The organism is Rhizobium leucaenae USDA 9039 (genome assembly GCF_000426285.1).
GTDB lineage: Bacteria > Pseudomonadota > Alphaproteobacteria > Rhizobiales > Rhizobiaceae > Rhizobium > Rhizobium leucaenae.
In genome coordinates, this window is the sequence record NZ_AUFB01000041.1 from 1 (window position 1) to 17,918 (window position 17,918).

Genomic DNA, 17,918 nt, shown 5'->3' on the forward strand with positions numbered 1-17,918 from the left:
CTCGTCAGCTACCAGATCAATCGACAACTCTCTGGATGGAACCTTCCTCCATTGGTGACACGCGCCTTCGAGGCGCACTCTTGCCCGCGTCATAGCCCCGGATGCCGCCGCTTTCGGTGGTTTTGACGCTCTGGCTATCGATCACACCGGCCGTCGGGCTTGCCTCCTTGCCCTCCAACTCGCGCGTTTCCATCACGAGACGATGGTTGATGCGTGGCCAAAGTCCCAACGCTCTCCATATTGCCGACGGGTGATTTTGGTCCAGGCCATCGTGTTCTCCATCGAATCTCGCAAATCCGAAGGAATCATAACCTGTTGAAATCACCCACCTCTTTTTGAGGCAGCCTCTAAAGAGAAGCCCACCACGGCAACTGATCGGTTCATATCCAAGAATATCACCATGAACCGGAAGCGGTGGCTCATTAAGAGGCAACGCCTAATAGTCGCACCAGATTGCAGCAAGCGACGCGAATTCTTCCCAGTTCGGTTTGCCTTTATCCTTCCACCGCATGCAAACTTTAGGAAGGTCGGCTGTCATTTGGGCCCAATCATCTGCGGAGACTTCTTTGATCTTGCCGACGTCCCATCGATCTTGAGACAAACGCGAGAGCTTTTCATAGGCCTCCGGTTTACCCAGCAGAATCTTGCGCGTCCCGCCGGGAATCCAAGCGTCACGCCAAGAGTGTTGGGCGCAAACATTATGCGGACTGACTGTCGGAATGAAAAATTCTAATCCCGTGTAGTGGCAATAGTCCCAAGTCTCGTCTTCGGGAGAGCCAGTATTGCATTTTTCCCACACGTTTTCCGGCAACTTCACACTCGATCGCAACTGCTCAGCCGTAAGCAATAGGCCATCTCGCGCCTCCAATTCTTTCGAAGGCGGCGGATTTGACGTATCGTAGCCGCAGCCTCCTTTGAGAAAGGTTTCGCGCACCATCGAAGCACCTGGAGCCATTGTCCAGGTAAAGTCATTTGCTTGGTGGAACAGCGTATATTCGTGCCATTCGTTTGCCCCGGTTGCTTCAGTGGCCAATTCATTGAAAAAAATTCCTGCGGATACGGCATCGGGCTGCGAGCCTAGGCCGATCATCTTTGTAGGGAAGCGATTGAACCAGTCGAAGGCTACAGGTTGTCGACTCTGGCAAGGCCGATCCCCTGAAAAATGCAAAGTGTCGCCTTTGACTGTATAGAGTTCCCCGTTTCCAATTTGGATGAGTTCGCATCCATGGCTAGGCTTAACCAAGTCCGGTGCATACTCAGGGTTGAGTGTCATGAAAATAATTATTGCGACAATCGCGATGATCGCGAGCGACGGATATTTGTCCAAGATTCTATGAAATAATCGGCGCAAAAGCCTGTAGATCGCAACGAATGGGCGAAGTGCCTGGTTTTTCTTGGCAATGTCGAAGCAATATCGAAGAATGCCCGCCAACATGTTCTGCCCCAGCGGCTACTTAAGTTTCTGCATGCTACAGACAATATTTTTCTTAACAATAGCAGTTCCGATTCGATCTAATTGTACCACGCTTCACAACTATAGATGTGGATTCTGGAAGGGGCAATGAAAACATCCCGATGTTCATCGCTGCTCGCGGAATCCCCAATCCTTTTGACTTGGAGAAGGAGCCGAAGGCGAGGCAGGGTAGCTGGTCCCTGAATGTGTTGTTCGGCTCCAGGGTTATTGCATTTTTAATTTGACGTCATATAAAATCACTAATGTCTACGTTGCTCAATCCTCCTGCCTCCAATGAGGCTATCACTCCCGCACAATGTCGCGCTGCTCGCGCTCTTTTGGCTTGGTCTCAGCAGGAGCTCGCCAGCCGCGCTCGAGTAGCCACCTCCACCGTGGCAGACTTTGAGCGGGGCCATCGCAACCCGATTCAACAGAACGCTGAAGCAATTCGCGGAGTGCTCGAAGCGGAAGGCATTGCTTTCCGAGCGGGAGGAGCTGTTATCGGGCCAACATTGCCCGCCTTCGCCGACCGGAAGGACGCTGGTTTGCCAATAAGATGGGTCGATGCGACTGATCTTTCTCAGTGGGCCGAGCGACGCGACGGTCAGGGATCTCTTCCAACCTTGCTTGCGAAGCTAGCAAGGGCAAATCGCCCCATATTACTGAGGTTTCCCTCGGACGAAGGTGTCCAGCACGCTGGCTGGGACGGAGTTACCGAAGCAAGCGAAGCGTCTGAATATATTCCGCTCGGTGTCACGGGATGGGAAATCGGGACGCAGCGAGATCGCATCGCCTCGAAGGCCGATGATGACTATAAGAAGCGCAGCGAGAATCCGCTTGGTCTTATACCTGCCGAGTTGACGTTCATCTTCGTGACGCCGCGTCATTGGCCCCAAAAGGAAATGTGGGCGCAAAAGAAGCGTGCGGAGAACATCTGGAAGGACGTGCGTGCTTACGATGGAGATAATCTAGTCCATTGGATCGAACTCTATCCCGCTGTCGGGTTATGGCTGGCTATCGCCCTTGGCAAGCGACCAGCCGGGGCACTTGATCTTCGGGAATATTGGCTGGAATGGGCGCTCGCGACCCAATGGCAATTGCCAAGTGAATTGGTGCTCTGTGATCGCGACGAAAGTGCCACCCGGATTCTTCGATGGCTCAGGGGGCCGTCGTCTGTGCTTGCGGTAAAGGGGGAGAGCCCGGCTGAGGTTTCCGGATTTGTTTATGCGGCGATCAACCAGCTTCCCGCTAATCTTGCGGAATATTACCTGTGCCGAAGCTTGGTAGTCGCAAACTCCGAAACTGCAAGGCTGATTGGAGATAGTGCAACGCCGTTGGTCATCGTGGTGTTAGATCCGGAGCCAGGCCCGGCGCAGGCGTTGGCCAAGAAGGGACACCATGTACTTGCCGCATATGGCCAAGACGCCTCGTCCTCCGGCGATGCCATTGTGCTTGAACGCCCCGCACGAGAGAATATTAAGATCGTCCTTGAAGGGGTTGGCGTGCCTTCCGAGATGGCAGGGCGGATGGCGAGAGATTCGTCGCGAAGTCTAGGAATTCTGCGACGTCTCATGCCAAGCTCTCCTGGACGAGTACCCGCGTGGGCGAAAGGACTTCCCTCTCAATCGCTCATTGCGGCTCTCCTCGCAGGTGGCTGGGATGAAAGCAGCGAGGGAGACAAATCTGTCCTATCGCGGTTGGCTGACATGCCCTACGAACCGTTCGCAGCTAGTCTTGCGGGTTTGGCCGGAAATTTCGATAGTCCTCTGCGTAAAGTGGGCTCTGTGTGGAAAATTGCCTCGCCACGCGATGCTTGGGGCCTGCTGGCAGCGGATATATCGCCCTCTCACATGGAACGGTTTGCTGCAGTCGCATTAGACGTTTTGAGCGCGGCCGACCCCCGCTACGAAATGCCCGCGGAGGAACGGTGGTATGCATCGGTCCGGGGGGTGCATCCAGAATTTTCCAAAAATCTGCGTAACGGTGTCGGCGAAGTATTGATTATACTTGCTCTGTTCGGAAAACTGGCCTCATCCGTACCATCTGCGGAGCTGCAGCCAGATCTTATCATTCAACGCTTGCTTAGCGGCGCCGACCGTCAACGTTGGTGGTCACTGTCGAGGGATTTTCAACTATTAGCGGAAGCCTCACCGTCCAGTTTCCTCAGCGCACTCGACGACGCACTTGGTCAGGACGATAGCCCTGTCGCCGTTCTTTTCGGTCACGATACGTCCCCGCTTTTTGGCGCCGAGCACCTATCCACATTATTGTGGGCTCTCGAAACTTTGGCATGGTCTCCCGACTATCTCGGGCGTGCGGCCTCTATTCTCGGGGCGCTCGATGAGCTTGATCCTGGGGGCCGTTATACTAACCGTCCCGGCAGTAGTCTCCGAACTACATTTCTTCTATGGGCGCCGCAAACACACGCGACACTAGAACAGCGACTTCGGGTCTTGGACCGGCTAAGAGCGAGGTTCCCCAAGGCAGCTTGGAAACTCCTGCTGGGCATTCTTCCGACCGAACACGACTCGTTTTCACCAACGCCAGCCCCTCTCTGGCGCGATTTCTCGACGCCAACCTCAGAAATCGTCACTTTCGAGCTGATTGAAAGAGGCGCGCTCGCGATTACCGATCGTCTCCTTGCAGACGCGTCGGCTGATATCTCACGGTGGGTGGCGCTGCTCGATCGCTGGGGCAATCTCGGAGCCAGACGGGAAGAAGCGCTAAACAAACTCAAGGCGCTTGTTCCGTTCATTGCGGACGACGTGGGTCGGAACGCGTTAAGGTCGAAGTTGCGCGCAATTTTGCATAGCCATCGCAGTTTCCGTGATGCCGCGTGGGCGCTTCCTGAAGAAGAATTGGCTCCTTTTGAGGAAATTTACAACGCCATAACCCCTGTCGACCTAATCGCAGAGATTTCTTGGTTGTTTGACACGTCGGTCGCACTTCCGAACCCAATCGGCACCAGGTGGCACGAGGACACACAGCGGCAGCTCCAAGGGGAACGCCGAAGCGTTGTTGAAGCAATTCTCACCAATATGGGACTGGACGGCCTGTTTGCTCTTGCTAACGCTGTACAGGAGAAAGGTTACCTGGGACAAGCCATTGCCGAGGCCGAAGTTGGCAACCCGCGACGGGGACACGAAATTATCGTCCGGGCTCTCACAAGAGAGGGCGTAGTGGGCTTAGGAGTTGCCCGGGGGATGATAATAACGATGTATCCCATGCAAGCTGATCAATGGGTGACAGATTTGGTCGACGAGATGCAGCAGATAGGAGCCAAACAGGAAAGCTTGCTCGCAATTCTGCTCGCCCTCCCGCCCTCGTCGCGCGCTTGGTCGCTCTTGCGGGAATTGGGCGCAAATTTCGAAGAGCAGTACTGGAAACGGGTCCCAATCCTTTGGATTAATGGCGAACGGGAAGATACAGAGTTTGCGGTGAGCAAACTGATGGATGTCGGTCGCGCTCGCCATGTCGTGCATCTAGTTGGCTTGCGGTTGCATACAGGTCTGACATTTGGCTCGGATTTGCTCGTCCGCCTCCTTATTGAAGCGGCCTTACAACCAGCCGAATTCGACGCCGATCACAATGACACGACGATGTTCCAACACTACGTTGCCGAAATTCTGTCTGTTTTAGACAACCGTGACGACGTCCCCGCCACGGAGATGTTAAAGCTGGAATGGATTTATCTTCCAGTGCTTGAATACTCGCAGCGTCCGGCCAAGTTAATCATCCGCGAGCTTGCGTCCAATCCGCAGCTATTCATCGACGTAATCTGCGCAATTTACAAACCCAGCGAGGACAGCCGCGTAGTTGAAGAGACTGTGGCTAACCAAGAACAAGTCACCAATCGTGCCCGCCAAGCAAGCAACCTCTTGCGTCTCTGGAATGTTGTTCCTGGAACCAGACCAGACGGTACAATAGATCTAGCGATCTTAGAAGACTGGGTTCAACGTGCCCGCCAACTGGCGAAATCCGCCGGGCGGGAGGATATTTCGGACCAGAAGATCGGCGAAGTCCTTGCCTGCGCACCTTCGGGGCAAGACGGCATCTGGCCCACAGAAGCTGTCCGCGAATTAATTGAATCCGTTCGCAACAAAAATATCGAAATTGGGCTCATGATTGGTCGTCGCAATCTGCGTGGCGTTACGACGAGGCTACCGCGTGACGGCGGCGCCCAAGAGCACGATCTTGCGAGGACCTTTAGCGAGTGGTCGCGAGCGACGGCGCTGGAATGGCCGCGCACGTCTGCTGTTCTCGAAAAAATCGCTACGAGCTATGACTACGAAGCTCGTTCGCATGACAATGACGCGGAAAAGCTCGATTGGTAAGATTGTACCTGCTTCATGCGAGGAAATTGCCTGGGATGGTGCCATCCCAAGCAATTTCGACCGCGTTACTGGCTGTGAAGCCGTATGCCAGCTTAAGCATTCGGCTCATAGGCACTTGACAATAAGTGAGTTTGTTCTTTATTTGTTCCGTCCATGACAAACATTGGCCGCCTCATACGCTTTCGCGAACCGAGTGGTCATGCTTTCTCGTTTATCGTATCGGAGTGGCAAAAATGGGCGAATTATTGTCCCATCGCGTGGAAGCCTGCACTTTTCTTCCATCAGGTTTGAATACCGTCCAATCGGTGCTGAGGAAACGAGATCGTTCGTTCCAGAGATATTTCGACAGCGGTACAATTATGAAAGGCGGCCCAAGCCTGTTCGCGGTTTTGACCTATTCCGATAGCGGAAACTGCAGGGCTCGAAGCAGGTTAGAGAGCCGCTCCACGAAAAAGGCCCGACTATCCTAAAGTTCAGAACTCCCCTGTTCTGAAGATCGCGTCTCAACTCACAGGTATGACGGCATTTCGACGCTGTCGGATGTGGGGACACCCTGGGGGCGCGACTTTTTCAGCGGACAGGCTATGTTCCTGTTTGGACATGAAATCTCTTGCTGTGGAACATTTATAAGTCCGTTTTACAAGATTATATAATAATTCCATTAGGTTACAGATGTCAAAGCTGGCTAGACGCGCGACATTGTCAGCCAGTTAGAAATGCGACACTGGCTCTGACAATCAGCCCCCGATCCGGCCGGCTGGGCCGGGTTGAAAGGGCGGAGCGGGGGCGGGTGATAACATTCCCCTTCGGCTTTAGCTTTCTCACTGGCAATTGTTCTTTTACCGCTCGATACTCGCTAGCACTTGCATGGCGCAGTTGGGGATCAAAGCCGCACGATGCTTCCGGAAATCAACCTGCAAGGTGACGTCGACATCGCCGCGCTGTCACCACTTCTTCGCGGCATGCTTCTTTCGGTTGCCTATGCTGACGGTGAGGGTGGCATAGGATTGACCGCGACCGGCGCCATGAACCGCAAGTTCGTGCATTGGGCCGCTGTGCACTTCCTCTGGCCCGGATTCACAGCCGAGGACCTCTACAGCATGAACAAGGTGCTCAATGAAAGCGACATGCCGCCGCTTTGGGTCGTGCGCGACATGACCCGCCACCTGAAGCTTCTTCGCCGGAAAAAGGATGTGCTGCTGCCAACCAGACGCGGGCGGGAGTTTCTGGTGAATCCGCAAGCCTTCTTCGATGTGGTCGCCACGGATTATCTCTATTCGTATGTCCACGCCACCGAGCGGGAAGAAAAGGTCCGCGCGCGGTTACGCTGGTGGCGCATGTTCCTCAATCTTCTCAATATCAAGGCCAGGGAAGGTTGCACGCCAATGGACGTTGTGAAGATCCTCTATCCAGACTTGGCGCCTCTGTCACACACCGAAATGACCATAGAAGCCTGGGAGTTGAAATCCGATCTCCAATATGGCGTCTTACGGCGCTTGTGCTGGCTCGGCTTGCTCTATGAAGCAAGAGAGGGCCTCACACTCTTCCAGGACGGATCCTTCCACAAGACACCGCTTTGGTCCGCATGCCTGCAGCTGGAATCGGATACGCAAAGCGACATCGGCGTGCACTGACGATCTTTATTCCGCCGCTGGTTGCCTCAATAACGCTTTCTCTCGCCGTGCAATCACCGCCGGATCGTTCATGTAATCTGTCCTCGGCTTGCGTCCCCGCTTCTGATAGCCGTTGGCTGTGCTACCGTCCCGAATGCCAAACATATGATCCTTCTGCCCGGTGCGTCGGGGACCACTCTTGCTGCGTTGCTGTTCTCGGCCGGCTTGCAACTCGGCGACGATCGACAGCATGTCGTCCAGCCGCTTGTTGTCGACGACCTCCGCACGATGCACCGAGCGCAACGTATCGAAGGTCTTGTAGGGCAGGGAAAAGCTCTCGTGCATGATCTCGAGCCGACCGTCCGGATAGTCGCAGACGATCACTTTCTGGCCAGCCAGTGGCCTGGAAATCTCGGTCGGATCGAGAATGAACAACATCTTGTCGTAGCGTAGCGTCAGAGATTGCGACAGCGTGCGGACTTCCTTCCGGCACATGGCACCATCGAGGTTCTCGTGGTTGGCCAGCGGTCGGTGCATGTCCTTTGGATTGCGTGGTTGCTTGCCAAAGCGAGTGTTGAAATCCGCAATGAACTCAGGCGCATAGGAATTGGCAGCTTCGATCGTATCAATGCCGCGAAGCCGTAATTCCTTCACAAGCCGATCCTGCAATGTCTGGTTGGCACGTTCCACCCGACCCTTGGCCTGAGGGGTGTTGGCGCAGATGATATCGATGTTGAGCTCATAAAGCGCCCGGCCGAACTGCGTCAGACCGCTTGTCCTGTCCTTCTTCGACGGATGCGTCGATCGAAAGACACCATGTTTGTCGCTGTAGAAAGCCAACGGCTTGCCCCACTGCTGCAGATAATCCTTTGTCGCATGCAGATAGTCGAACGTATTCTCCGATCCGGCGAAACGCAGGTGCAATAGCCTGCCGGTGGCGTCATCGATATAGACGAGCAGGGCGCATTTGGGGCCGCGGTTCTCGAACCACCAGTGATGCGATCCGTCGATCTGCACCAGTTCGCCAAAGCAGCCGCGCCGGCCGCGTGGTTGGAAAACCCGTTTCTTGCGTTCACGACGCGAAATCCAGATACCAGCCTCGGTCATCCATTGCCGCAGCGTCTCCTTGGCGACCGAGATCCGGTGCAACTCGAGCAGCTTCTCGCGTGCCAGCGTCGGACCGAAATCCAGATAGCGTTCGCGGATCAGATCCAGCACCGCATTGCGAAACTCTTCGCTATGGCGCCGGTTGCTTGGTCGTGATCGCTTCTTTGAAACAAGGCCGGCCGGACCATCCTGATCATAGGCCTGCAGCAGCCTGTGGACCTGACTTCGACTGAGGTCGAGCAGTTCGGCGGCCTGTACGACGCTCAGGCGTTGGTTACGGATCTTCTGGATGACTTCGAGGCGATGTAATTCTTTCTGCGACATGGTGATCATAAAGGACATGACGACTCCGACCGCTCCTGGTCTCGACCAGGCTGAAGATCGTCATCCTTGCTCCCAACGGTGGCTTTGACCAGTGCGTCGAGAGGCGAGACTGTCGCATCTCTAACTGGCCCAACTGTCGCATTACTAAATAGCCGCTACAACAGAAACTCAGATAAGTTCTATTATGGAACGGCCGAGCCATTTTGGATTTGTTCGTAACGTTTGTCCGTTGGCATTAGCTAACAGGTGTAAGATCCTTCTCGAGTTCGCTCACCTCTCTCCGGACCAGACGCCAGAACATCTTGTTGATCTTTTCCTCCGTCCAGTCTTTGATGCTATCGAGCTCGACCCCTTGGAGATCCGCGATCAACTGCATTTTCTTTTCCAGGGAATAGTCGTCGAACCGTGGGATATATTTCGATTTCGCCATGTTGAATCGAATCTCATGGTAGGCCTTCACGAAGGTCTTTGGCTTCCCCTGCCCGGCCATGCCAAGTTTCCTCCACAGCCGGGCGGCGAAGCGGTCGAGCCGTTTGAGCTGCTTCACGTCCTGGGTCATCGAGAAAAAGAACATCCAGCCGTAGCGTTTGTCGTTAAGAATGCACCCCGTGATCTTGAGATTGAGCTTCGCCAGCAGGCGCTTGTGGTTTGCACGATACTTCGCGCTTGTCATAAGCGACATTATCGTCGTCATCATCCGTCGGTAGGAGCTTTTCCGCACAGACACAAGCTTCGGCGTGATGTGGTACCCGAGATAGTCGACGCCGGTCGAAAGCGGAACGATCTTCGACTTGCTGCCCTCTTCGAGCGGATGACATGTCAGTTGCGCCTTTGACAGCCTGCCTTTCAGCCATCGGAAGTGCCGCTTGGCGTCGGATGCCTTGCAGACCACCAGTATGTCATCGACGTACCGATAATATTGGAAGCGGTCGTGGGCGTTCTCGTCGATCTGCATCATGTATATCGAGGAGAGAATGTTGGACACGCTGAGTCCTTGTGGAACTCCGACACCGTTCGCTTTCTTACCGTCGCCGGTAGGCGTCTTGACTGCGGAGTCCACCAGAGAGGTTAGGAACCTGTATCGGGTTCGCGTTCGGATCCGCTTTAGCAAGAGCTGATGGTCGAGGCTCGGATAGAAGTCCTGGACATCCAGTTGAAGAAAGACGTGATCGTCTGCCAGCGGCCGCACGAACTCCAACAGGTCCTTCACGATGAAGTGGGCGGGAGGGAGCTTCGCGTCATCAAAGACGTGCATCAGCACGTTCGTGAGGGCTCTCAGGGTGACCCGGTCTCTAACGCCCGCTATCGCGATCTCGCGCGGCGCCTTCCCCGCTCCCTTCGATATCAAGCGCTGTTTGAAGGACGTGAACCGATAGGAGTCGGCATACACCCGTTTCCTGATGAGCGCCAACTCGGCATCGATGTTCTTCTGAAAGGCTCCGGGGTCGATACCGTCCTTTCCGATCGTTCCGGATGCGGCAATTCGCTCATCGAAGATCGATTGCAGGTTCCCGATTGCAAACTGCTCGTCGAACTTTTCTTTGGCCTGCATCAACCTCACCCGTGAAGAAATGGCCACATGAGGAACGCCGCCGGAACCAGAAATAATGCGGCGATGATCGACCGGTAAAGGATTCGCCGCCCGAAGAACGAAAAGAACTGGAACCACGTCCATGTTAGGGGCTTGCCGTGATTGGTAAGCTCCTTCCCTTCGAGGAGCATGTGATTGACGAGAAGGTCCGTGTAATCGTGGTTCGAATGATTTGGGAAGTCGAGTAGGATGTCCCGATATCGAAGCTTCTTGTCCTGATCCGGGAGATCTTCGTCGTAGAGCTTCTGCAGCTTGAGATAGCACTCGCGAAACGAAGCGGCCCGAGCCTCCATCCGGAAACCGCCCGCGACTAGAGACGCCACAAGCACGACCACCGACGACGCCAGGTTCAGCTTGCCGAGTTCCGGGTACGGAACGCTGTAGAAGGACTCGAAGATGGAAAGGATGACTGAGAATACAGAGTAATAAGTCACCGCGAGGTATGAAATGTTTTGGTTCCGCAGAGCTTTGCGCTCTGCGATCATTCGAACTCGGGACGTTATCCAGATCGTGTCGTTGATCGTACTCGGACTAGGACGCGTCATATCTTTCTCGCAAGAACTGAAGTGGTGCGGACGCAAAAACTCAAAGCAACTAAACACTCAATCGAATGTAGCCATAGGCCGACGCGCAGAACGCGCCCCTTTGTGACCAGAACCCAGCAAGCTGAGCCAGCGGCTTTACCCGCTCCGCCCGCACCGCAAACCATCTAACTGTAGTTGTAGTTTTTTTCAACTAGCTGACGACTTGTGCTTGCAGCGCCTCGCCGTGTTCGGCAAAGGCGGGAGGCGTCCTTGGTGTTCCAGTTCCTCCGTCACAAGAGAGGCATCATTCGGCTCAGTCTCTCGGAATAAATCTCGCTCGATCAAGCCATTCATCGAAGGTGACAATGTCCAGGTTCCGGGTGTAACGTCGAAACAGTTCGAATGTGTCGCGTCTGACCTCAGCGTCACGGGAGGTTCCATCGCCTTCGATATCGCGGCCCCGCCCAATCACCAGGATCGCCTTGGGATCCCGCGTCCTCGCGGTCATGCGGCGATTGCCGGTCTTGTCGAAGTTTTGGCCGGTCTGGCCTTGAATGAACCATCCTGCCTTCTGTTCGAGAACCTGGGACACGGCATCCATGAATTCGCCGCTGAATCTCCAAGTCCCTGACCTTCCGGCGCGGCGTTGCTGGAATATCGGCGTGTGATTTCAACAAGAACTGAGTACTCGGTGAAATTCATCAGATAGTCGACCGTCGGCCTGTCACGGTTGGGGTCGAGCAGAAGGTTCGGCTGTGCGGGATCGCGACGACGCAGTGGCTTCGACCGGGCCGGACCGTCAGTGTCTTGGAGGAGCGGTTTCGAACGCGGAGGCTTGGACATGGTGCTATTCCAGCCGGAAAAGCGTTAAGAAGCTGATATGAGCCGCTTTGAAGAAACCGAAATAGCCCTGACGGATAAGCTTCGGTCCCTGAAGCTGAAGCCCGACATGATGATCAACCTGTTCGACATCGGGGTTCCACTCACCGCGGCAGGATTTACGCAAGATGAGATCATGGCTGTGCTCGTCGCATTGGAGCAGGACAAGATCATCGAGTTTGCGCCGGGAAACAGGCTTCGGCTCTTGAAGCGACTGCCCTGACGCCCTTAATGCCGGGACTCGGTCATCATGTCTCGGTCGAAATCGTCCATCACGTCCGGGCAAGCAGGGCGACGTAATGGAGCCGCTTCGAGATCTTCTGCAGAACTTCCTTCCGCAGATCGACAGGGAGTTTAGAGAACGGTTTCTGAGCATAAATTTCGACATCTCGGGCCATGACGCAATACCTCCGAAAAGCGATTCGCGGCTCAAGACGAATCACCGTCGAAGGTTCCGACTCATCGGACAAAGAAAAAGGCCGTCCCCAGCAGATGGCCCTGATCTTGGTCTTCTCCGAAGAGATCGGTCGGTAGTGTGCAGCACGCGCAATCAGGCCCCTGACCGTTCGCTTCCCATGCCTCAGTCATGGCTTCTAGCTCGGGATCCACTTCCATGCCGGAGATCGCGAGATTGGCCTTCATCTGCTCGTAGCGCCACTTCTGGGCTTCAGGGCTATGCACACTTCCATGCTCGTCACTGAAAAGTTGCCATCGAATGTGCCCCACGTACTTCAGCGTACGAGGGCAGATTGGGTGGCAGTGCCGCTTTGATGTTCGCGGGCGTCGTGATGCGAGCGTATCATGCAGTGGAGACGAGCCGAGGCGACCTCCGAATTTGGCGATCTGCTCGATGTCATCCGCGAAAGCTGTGGTCTGGTCGACTTCCGCGAAGTCGCGGATGAAGCACGTCGCTTCCTCTCCATGCCGCTGCCACCTCCCCAGCTCCCAGGCGCGCAGCGCCAGCCAGCGGCGAAACGCGGCTCCCCGAAGGCCGCGCGTAGACTGTTCGCCATGTCTCAGCCGATCGCCGGCACGCTGCCGAACGATACCTCGCCGGTCGCGGCATTCTGCTCTCCCCGCATGAGCGCGCGCTGCGCTTCCATCCCGGCTGCTACTACAGGGATCTCGTTACGGGCGAGACGCAGACTCTTCCTGCCCTAATTGCCGCTGTCAGCGGCCTGCAGCGCACCTGGCTTGATCCTTCGGGTCAGGGCAAGGCGCAACTCGCGGATCCACGCCGCTCGCTGGGGGATATTCTTGGCAACGGCATCTTGCTAGGCCACCAGCCCGGTGCGCCCGTCCCGGTCATGGCCGCCGGCGAGGCTTCGAGACGATGGCTTCGCTTAAGGTGGTGATGCCGGCGCTGCCGGTGGCCGCCGCCGCCTCGGCCAATCACCTCGCCGGCCCGGACTTCCGCTTGGCTGCCGTCGCCTCTACATCGCAGCCGATGCCGACTCTGCCGGCCGGCACTGCATCGAACGTCTCAGCCAGCGCGCAGGCGAGTCCGGGATCCTCGCCTTGGTGTTGCGGCCGCAGCTCGGCGACTTCAACGACGATCTGCTTCATCTCGGCCGGGCCCACCTCGCGGCATGGCTCGGCGATCAACTCGTCCCCGACGATGAGGCTCAGCGGCCTTTGACGGTGTCCGACAATTTATGGCTGTTTTGGCGAATTTTGGACATAGGCTTGTTTAGCCGGCCTCCTCGATGTTTTCGCTAAGTAACTGAAAGGAAATCTACAATCTATTTTTTAGCGCCAAAATACAAATTGGTATGAACTTTGCCCCGCCGTTGAGAGCCGACGAAGTTGCTTGCCAGGTAGGAGCGAAGCGATCGCTCGGCAAAATTAAAGGGACTGGAATAAATGGGTTTGTTGAACTCCCACGACTCACGATTGCAAGACCCATCTTGCCCTCCAAGGAATGGATAATCATGCATTTTATGGCGGAGCACATCCTCACCGCGCTTGGCTATCGTCACGGGCCGATTTTCTATGGACGAAGGCGTCGCAATCGCACTCCTTTCGACAGTCTTGCAAGTACGATTCCTGGAACGACAATAATCTTGTGCCGTTTGGGGTTAGCGGATTTGGCTCCATGAGCCAGCGCCAGTTCTATATTGAGGCCGATTTTGATCGGTATCTGACTAGAGTTGAAGCGGGCGATAAACCGATTTGGAAAGGTGTCGCACTGTTAGAGGACGATCTGATGGGCAGGACAGTAATGTTTGCGTTGCGAAGCAGCGGAGTGTTGTTATCCCGCTTCGCACGGGAGTTTGGGGTGCCCTTCGAAAAATACTTTCCCCGCGAGCTTGAAATCTTGAAGGAGACCGACCTTGTATTCATCTCTAACGACGGCGTACTTTCTCTGACTTCCGCCGGCATCATCAATTCAGGCGCTGTGTCTCTGCTGTTTTTCTCGGACCAGGTGCTTGATCGGGTAGCCTACAACGATAGCAGGATAGGGACAAGAAGACCGACCTCTTGGAAGAGCACGATTACTCGCCAGCGGGACGGTACGGCTCAAGTGCGAAAATGCAAGCTGTGTTTCGGCGAAGTCGGGGGACCTCGTCAATGACCTTCACCTCGTCCTTTTCCATCCCAGATCGACCCGCCCATCAGGCGCGGGGGATATTTTCTCACCTGGTCGACAGCATCGACCGCAGCCAGGCAAAACGCCCGCTTGGGATTGTCAGCGATTTCGTCGCCGAGCAACTCCCGCACCAAATTGCGCAGATCAAAGGGAATGAACGGCCAGATGAAGCGGTTAAGGCGCTCGGGCAGAGCATCAACGCAATGATACGGGGAACAGACTGTGAGGCGCAGCTAATAAATCTGCCCCAGTCCGACTTCGGAGTGGCTAAGACAGACATTCAGTATCTCGTCAATTGTGCTTATCAGATGTCCGCGTTTGCCGGCCTCAATCCCGTCGATGCGGAGTTGGCGGTAGGAGAACCGTTGATGCGTATTGCACAATTAAGTCGTCAGCGGCAGCCTAGCATTGATGTCCTCTCCTATGAAGACATGATCCTCACCAACCCAGTGGAGAGGGATCCTCGCGTATATTGCCTCGGTTCAGCTGGGGTCGAGGAGCGCGATTTTTGCCTCGGCCATCAACTTATTGAGGGTGACTTACAGTCGGCAATAGAAGCTCTGCTTGAGTTGCGAGACACGGTCGCGGCAGATGCACGCAAGTGTCTATCGCTGTGCATGAAGTCGCTGGAGTCAGCCATTTATGTTTTGGAACGTTTTTATGAACATATGTCGCACGATCTTTTCGAGCAATTTCGCATGTTCTACGGAAAGAACCCTTACAAGGATAGGCTTGGCCCAAGCGGTCGTTTCTCTGCCCGCATCGTGGCGGTCTCGGTTCTTCTGATCGGCGAAGAGCTGTTGCGCCAGAAGCCGCAATTCTACAAGGATGTATATCGGTTGTCGGAATATTATCCTCAAAAATGCATTGACGACGTATTTCGCTGGTTATCGCCAGACAAGGTGCGCGCGAGAACCCAGCCAAGCTGGCTTGAAGGGAAAGCGCCTTTCCCTAAGCTCGCAACGGTCTCGTCCATCGTGGAGCGCCAGAGCAGCGAAATCCGAGAGCTGCACGCGTCCTGTGTTTGTGCGCTGGATCGGTTTACCCGGATGCATCGTCGTGCGGCCCTGAAATATACGGTAGGGCCGGGTCTCCCAATTGTTGGAGTTGATATGTCGGAAAGGATTGAGGATGTGTTGTCGCAGCGGCTGTTAGGGAGCGCACCAAAGCTAGAGGCGGCATTTTCCTCGATCAAGCATATCTCCGACATCAGGCGAAAATGGTCAATGTCTCAAGACGAAGTGGTCTTTCGCCGATTCGAGGTAGGAGATGCTGACGATGTATGGCGGTTGCATCGAAGCGCATCCGACGGTGTTGGTGTACATGGGCCGGAAGGGGCATGGGAGGATGATTTGCGTAATGTCGGGGACGTATATCTAGCCTCAGGCGGAGATTTTGTAGTTGCTCATATTGGCGGCCAACTCGTCGCTATGGGTGGACTGAAACCTGCCGAAGATGATGTTGCAGAGCTGAAGCGGATGCGGGTCGATCCCGCCTTTCAACGACGAGGGCTTGGAAGGAGAATACTTAGTGAATTGGAGCTGCGCGCCGCTGCCCTAGGTATCAAGTGCATAATGCTCGAAACAACAACCATCCAGGTCGGGGCTCAAATGATGTATGAGACGTCTGGCTATAGTCGCCGCGGTGAGGGGATGCTGCATGGGTATGCCGTGATTTTCTACGAGAAGCGGCTCGCCAGCCAGGATGACTTGTTGATTTCTGCTGAGAAGCGACCCGGGAATTCAGACTGATGGGGTCGTCTAGTCTTACTGCGTCATAAACCGCGGATTTGCCGCGGCTGTCCATGGCCCTTGTACAGCACGGACATCGTTGCAGGCGGTTGGCCAGGGCCGCAGTCAGGCGTCGACGGATGGTCGGGATCGCGGTCGGGACGCGCCGCCCTGGTCGGATCGGAGGATCCGCGGGGGTTTTGGCGCAGATGATGTCGATGTTCAGCTCATAAAGCGCCCGGCCGAAGTGCGTCAGGCCGCTCGTCCGGTCCTTCTTCACGGATGTGTCGATCGAAAGACACCATGCTTGTCGCTATAGAAAGCGAGCGGCTTGCCCCATTGCTGCAGATAGGCCTTCGTCGCAGCAGATAGTCGAACGTGTTCTCCGATCCGGCAAAACGCAAATGCAGAAGCTTTCCGGCGGCATCGTCGATATAGACGAGTAGGGCGCATTTGGGGCCGCGGTTCTCGAACCAACAGTGATGCGACCCGTCGATCTGCACCAGTTCGCCAAAGCAGTCGCGCCGGCCACGCGGCTGGAAAACCCGTTTCTTGCGTTCCCGGCGCGAGATCCAGATGCCGGCCTCAGTCATCCATTGCCGCAGCGTCTCCTTGGCAACAGAGATCCGGTGCAACTCGATCAGCTTCTCACGCGCCAGTGTCGGGCCGAAATCCAGACAGCGCTCGCGGATCAGATCCAGCGCCGCATTGCGAAACTCCTCGCTGTGGCGCCGGTTGCCCGGCTGCGTTCGCTTCTTCGAAACGAGGCCGGCCGGACCTGAATGGTCATAAGCCTGCAGCAGCCTGTGAACCTGACTTCGGCCCAGCCCAAGCAGTTCGGCAGCCTAGACGACGCTCAGGGAAAATACAGGCGCCGTGATAAAGACGCCCTCTTTTTTCTCGCCGCACGGTCCAACGGAATCGATTTCTTCGATGAAGAGCAGACTCGGTGCGTTTGAGCGTGCACGTGCAAAGTCGAGATCGTCTACGCCACTCGGCAACGTCATAAACGAGCGTTAACGCCCAATCGCAGGGCGCGCCGTAGCCTCTTACGCTACTCAGGTCCGTACCACCTCGCCAGACTTCGCTCGGTTAACTTTGGTTGCAATTGCAGCAAACGCAAACGCCCCAATGTCTCATCGAAACCGCAACCCTTTCGAATGGTCTTCCAAAATAGGCCGGGCGCAATGGCCACGGCTTCCGCAACGGCTCCCTTGTTAGCTTGAGGTTCGGAGCCTCCTGGTCCGCGTAAATTCGGAGATCGCCGCCCATTTGTTCGGCACTTCCACGCCGTGATCAAAAAGGAGAGCACGCTTGGAAGTGTCGATGGCGTTCTCCGCCCGATTCACCGCCCTGCGGTCGCCAACGACCAATACGAACCCAGGTGGGAAGAAGATTGCTGTCGGCAGCGTCCACGAGCTAAATTGAACATCATGATTGTATAACGTCGGTCTGAGAAAAACCCTGGGTAGCTTCTCCCAGAGACTCGTATATGCTGCCTGACGAATCTTAGTCCGCAGGCAACGAGATCGCGATGGCAATGCACCAGCTCCCCTCATCACAAAGCGGCTCGAGCACTCGGCCGCGGCTCTGGTGGATGGTATTTCTATTTCCCGGCAAGGCCATCTTATGGTTTCAGTATCACTTTCCTAAATTCGGCAATGTCATTGCTACTGGCCGCCGCTATCGGAGCCGCACTTGCGGAATAATGTACTCGGCCGTGTTTTGGGTGCTAGTCGTCGCCTGGCTGCTTGCACTTTTGCACGGCGCACT

14 protein-coding genes and 3 pseudogenes are annotated in these 17,918 nt (G+C 55.5%); 8 read left to right on the top strand and 9 right to left on the bottom strand.

What is annotated here, in order from left to right; translation table 11 throughout:
* Positions 1-61: 61 nt before the first annotated feature.
* Both K290_RS35385 and K290_RS0130240 read right to left on the bottom strand, forming a co-directional pair.
* Positions 62-282, bottom strand: a pseudogene (locus K290_RS35385) (hypothetical protein); the annotation flags it as partial.
* Between the two features lie 154 nt (positions 283-436).
* Positions 437-1,435 carry a hypothetical protein gene (locus tag K290_RS0130240; protein ID WP_004118206.1) on the bottom strand — a complete coding sequence of 333 codons (999 nt, stop codon included), beginning with the start codon at positions 1,433-1,435 and terminating at the stop codon, positions 437-439.
* Between the two features lie 281 nt (positions 1,436-1,716).
* Between K290_RS0130240 and K290_RS0130250 the strand changes: the two genes are divergently transcribed.
* Positions 1,717-5,787, top strand: a complete 4,071-nt coding sequence (locus K290_RS0130250) for a helix-turn-helix domain-containing protein (protein WP_004118204.1) — start codon at positions 1,717-1,719, stop codon at positions 5,785-5,787.
* A gap of 896 nt (positions 5,788-6,683) precedes the next feature.
* Positions 6,684-7,421, top strand: coding sequence for a hypothetical protein (locus tag K290_RS0130255; protein ID WP_004118203.1), 738 nt, complete (start codon positions 6,684-6,686; stop codon positions 7,419-7,421).
* Positions 7,422-7,427: 6 nt separating this feature from the next.
* Here K290_RS0130255 and K290_RS0130260 read toward each other — a convergent pair whose 3' ends face one another.
* From K290_RS0130260 to K290_RS38595, 5 genes and pseudogenes are all read right to left on the bottom strand, one after another.
* Entirely contained in the window at positions 7,428-8,849 is a 1,422-nt protein-coding gene (locus K290_RS0130260; protein WP_004118201.1) for an ISNCY family transposase, read from the bottom strand.
* A gap of 217 nt (positions 8,850-9,066) precedes the next feature.
* On the bottom strand, positions 9,067-10,383 hold the full coding sequence (locus tag K290_RS0130265) for a reverse transcriptase domain-containing protein (RefSeq protein ID WP_004122915.1): 1,317 nt from the start codon (positions 10,381-10,383) through the stop codon (positions 9,067-9,069).
* 5 nt (positions 10,384-10,388) lie between these two features.
* Complete coding sequence (locus K290_RS0130270) at positions 10,389-10,967, bottom strand: SLATT domain-containing protein (protein ID WP_004122917.1); 579 nt, start codon at positions 10,965-10,967, stop codon at positions 10,389-10,391.
* Between the two features lie 292 nt (positions 10,968-11,259).
* Positions 11,260-11,547, bottom strand: a complete 288-nt coding sequence (locus K290_RS0130275; protein ID WP_004122918.1) for a Shedu anti-phage system protein SduA domain-containing protein — start codon at positions 11,545-11,547, stop codon at positions 11,260-11,262.
* A 119-nt stretch (positions 11,548-11,666) separates the two neighbouring features.
* A pseudogene (locus K290_RS38595) lies at positions 11,667-11,789 on the bottom strand (non-homologous end-joining DNA ligase); the annotation flags it as partial.
* A gap of 37 nt (positions 11,790-11,826) precedes the next feature.
* Between K290_RS38595 and K290_RS0130280 the strand changes: the two are divergent.
* Positions 11,827-12,048 (top strand): hypothetical protein, encoded by a 222-nt coding sequence (locus tag K290_RS0130280; RefSeq protein WP_004122919.1) that lies wholly within the window; start codon positions 11,827-11,829, stop codon positions 12,046-12,048.
* Positions 12,049-12,284: 236 nt separating this feature from the next.
* Here K290_RS0130280 and K290_RS0130290 read toward each other — a convergent pair whose 3' ends face one another.
* Complete coding sequence (locus K290_RS0130290; RefSeq protein ID WP_240535486.1) at positions 12,285-12,467, bottom strand: hypothetical protein; 183 nt, start codon at positions 12,465-12,467, stop codon at positions 12,285-12,287.
* A 159-nt stretch (positions 12,468-12,626) separates the two neighbouring features.
* On the opposite strand from K290_RS0130290, the gene K290_RS39020 reads away from it, so the two are divergent.
* From K290_RS39020 to K290_RS36755, 5 genes are all read left to right on the top strand, one after another.
* Complete coding sequence (locus K290_RS39020; RefSeq protein ID WP_004122923.1) at positions 12,627-12,986, top strand: hypothetical protein; 360 nt, start codon at positions 12,627-12,629, stop codon at positions 12,984-12,986.
* A complete protein-coding gene (locus K290_RS39025) occupies positions 12,893-13,180 on the top strand; it encodes a DUF7146 domain-containing protein (protein ID WP_420820101.1) in 288 nt (95 codons plus the stop codon). Before K290_RS39020 ends, K290_RS39025 begins: the two co-directional genes overlap by 94 nt.
* A 118-nt stretch (positions 13,181-13,298) precedes the next feature.
* Positions 13,299-13,544 (top strand): hypothetical protein, encoded by a 246-nt coding sequence (locus K290_RS39030; RefSeq protein ID WP_376774047.1) that lies wholly within the window; start codon positions 13,299-13,301, stop codon positions 13,542-13,544.
* Between the two features lie 376 nt (positions 13,545-13,920).
* On the top strand, positions 13,921-14,400 hold the full coding sequence (locus K290_RS0130310; protein WP_240535487.1) for a coproporphyrinogen III oxidase: 480 nt from the start codon (positions 13,921-13,923) through the stop codon (positions 14,398-14,400).
* Positions 14,397-16,166 (top strand): GNAT family N-acetyltransferase, encoded by a 1,770-nt coding sequence (locus K290_RS36755; protein ID WP_004122926.1) that lies wholly within the window; start codon positions 14,397-14,399, stop codon positions 16,164-16,166. The genes K290_RS0130310 and K290_RS36755 overlap by 4 nt, the downstream gene beginning before the upstream one ends.
* A gap of 172 nt (positions 16,167-16,338) precedes the next feature.
* Here K290_RS36755 and K290_RS35390 read toward each other — a convergent pair.
* A pseudogene (locus K290_RS35390) lies at positions 16,339-16,990 on the bottom strand (ISNCY family transposase); the annotation flags it as partial.
* Positions 16,991-17,918: the final 928 nt, after the last annotated feature.

Coding starts and splice junctions, on each gene's coding strand:
- K290_RS0130240 (WP_004118206.1), bottom strand. CDS start 1,435: ATGTTGGCGGGCATTCTTCGATATTGCTTCGACATTGCCAAGAAAAAC.
- K290_RS0130250 (WP_004118204.1), top strand. CDS start 1,717: ATGTCTACGTTGCTCAATCCTCCTGCCTCCAATGAGGCTATCACTCCC.
- K290_RS0130255 (WP_004118203.1), top strand. CDS start 6,684: ATGCTTCCGGAAATCAACCTGCAAGGTGACGTCGACATCGCCGCGCTG.
- K290_RS0130260 (WP_004118201.1), bottom strand. CDS start 8,849: ATGTCCTTTATGATCACCATGTCGCAGAAAGAATTACATCGCCTCGAA.
- K290_RS0130265 (WP_004122915.1), bottom strand. CDS start 10,383: ATGCAGGCCAAAGAAAAGTTCGACGAGCAGTTTGCAATCGGGAACCTG.
- K290_RS0130270 (WP_004122917.1), bottom strand. CDS start 10,967: ATGACGCGTCCTAGTCCGAGTACGATCAACGACACGATCTGGATAACG.
- K290_RS0130275 (WP_004122918.1), bottom strand. CDS start 11,547: ATGGATGCCGTGTCCCAGGTTCTCGAACAGAAGGCAGGATGGTTCATT.
- K290_RS0130280 (WP_004122919.1), top strand. CDS start 11,827: ATGAGCCGCTTTGAAGAAACCGAAATAGCCCTGACGGATAAGCTTCGG.
- K290_RS0130290 (WP_240535486.1), bottom strand. CDS start 12,467: ATGAAGGCCAATCTCGCGATCTCCGGCATGGAAGTGGATCCCGAGCTA.
- K290_RS39020 (WP_004122923.1), top strand. CDS start 12,627: ATGCAGTGGAGACGAGCCGAGGCGACCTCCGAATTTGGCGATCTGCTC.
- K290_RS0130310 (WP_240535487.1), top strand. CDS start 13,921: ATGAGCCAGCGCCAGTTCTATATTGAGGCCGATTTTGATCGGTATCTG.
- K290_RS36755 (WP_004122926.1), top strand. CDS start 14,397: ATGACCTTCACCTCGTCCTTTTCCATCCCAGATCGACCCGCCCATCAG.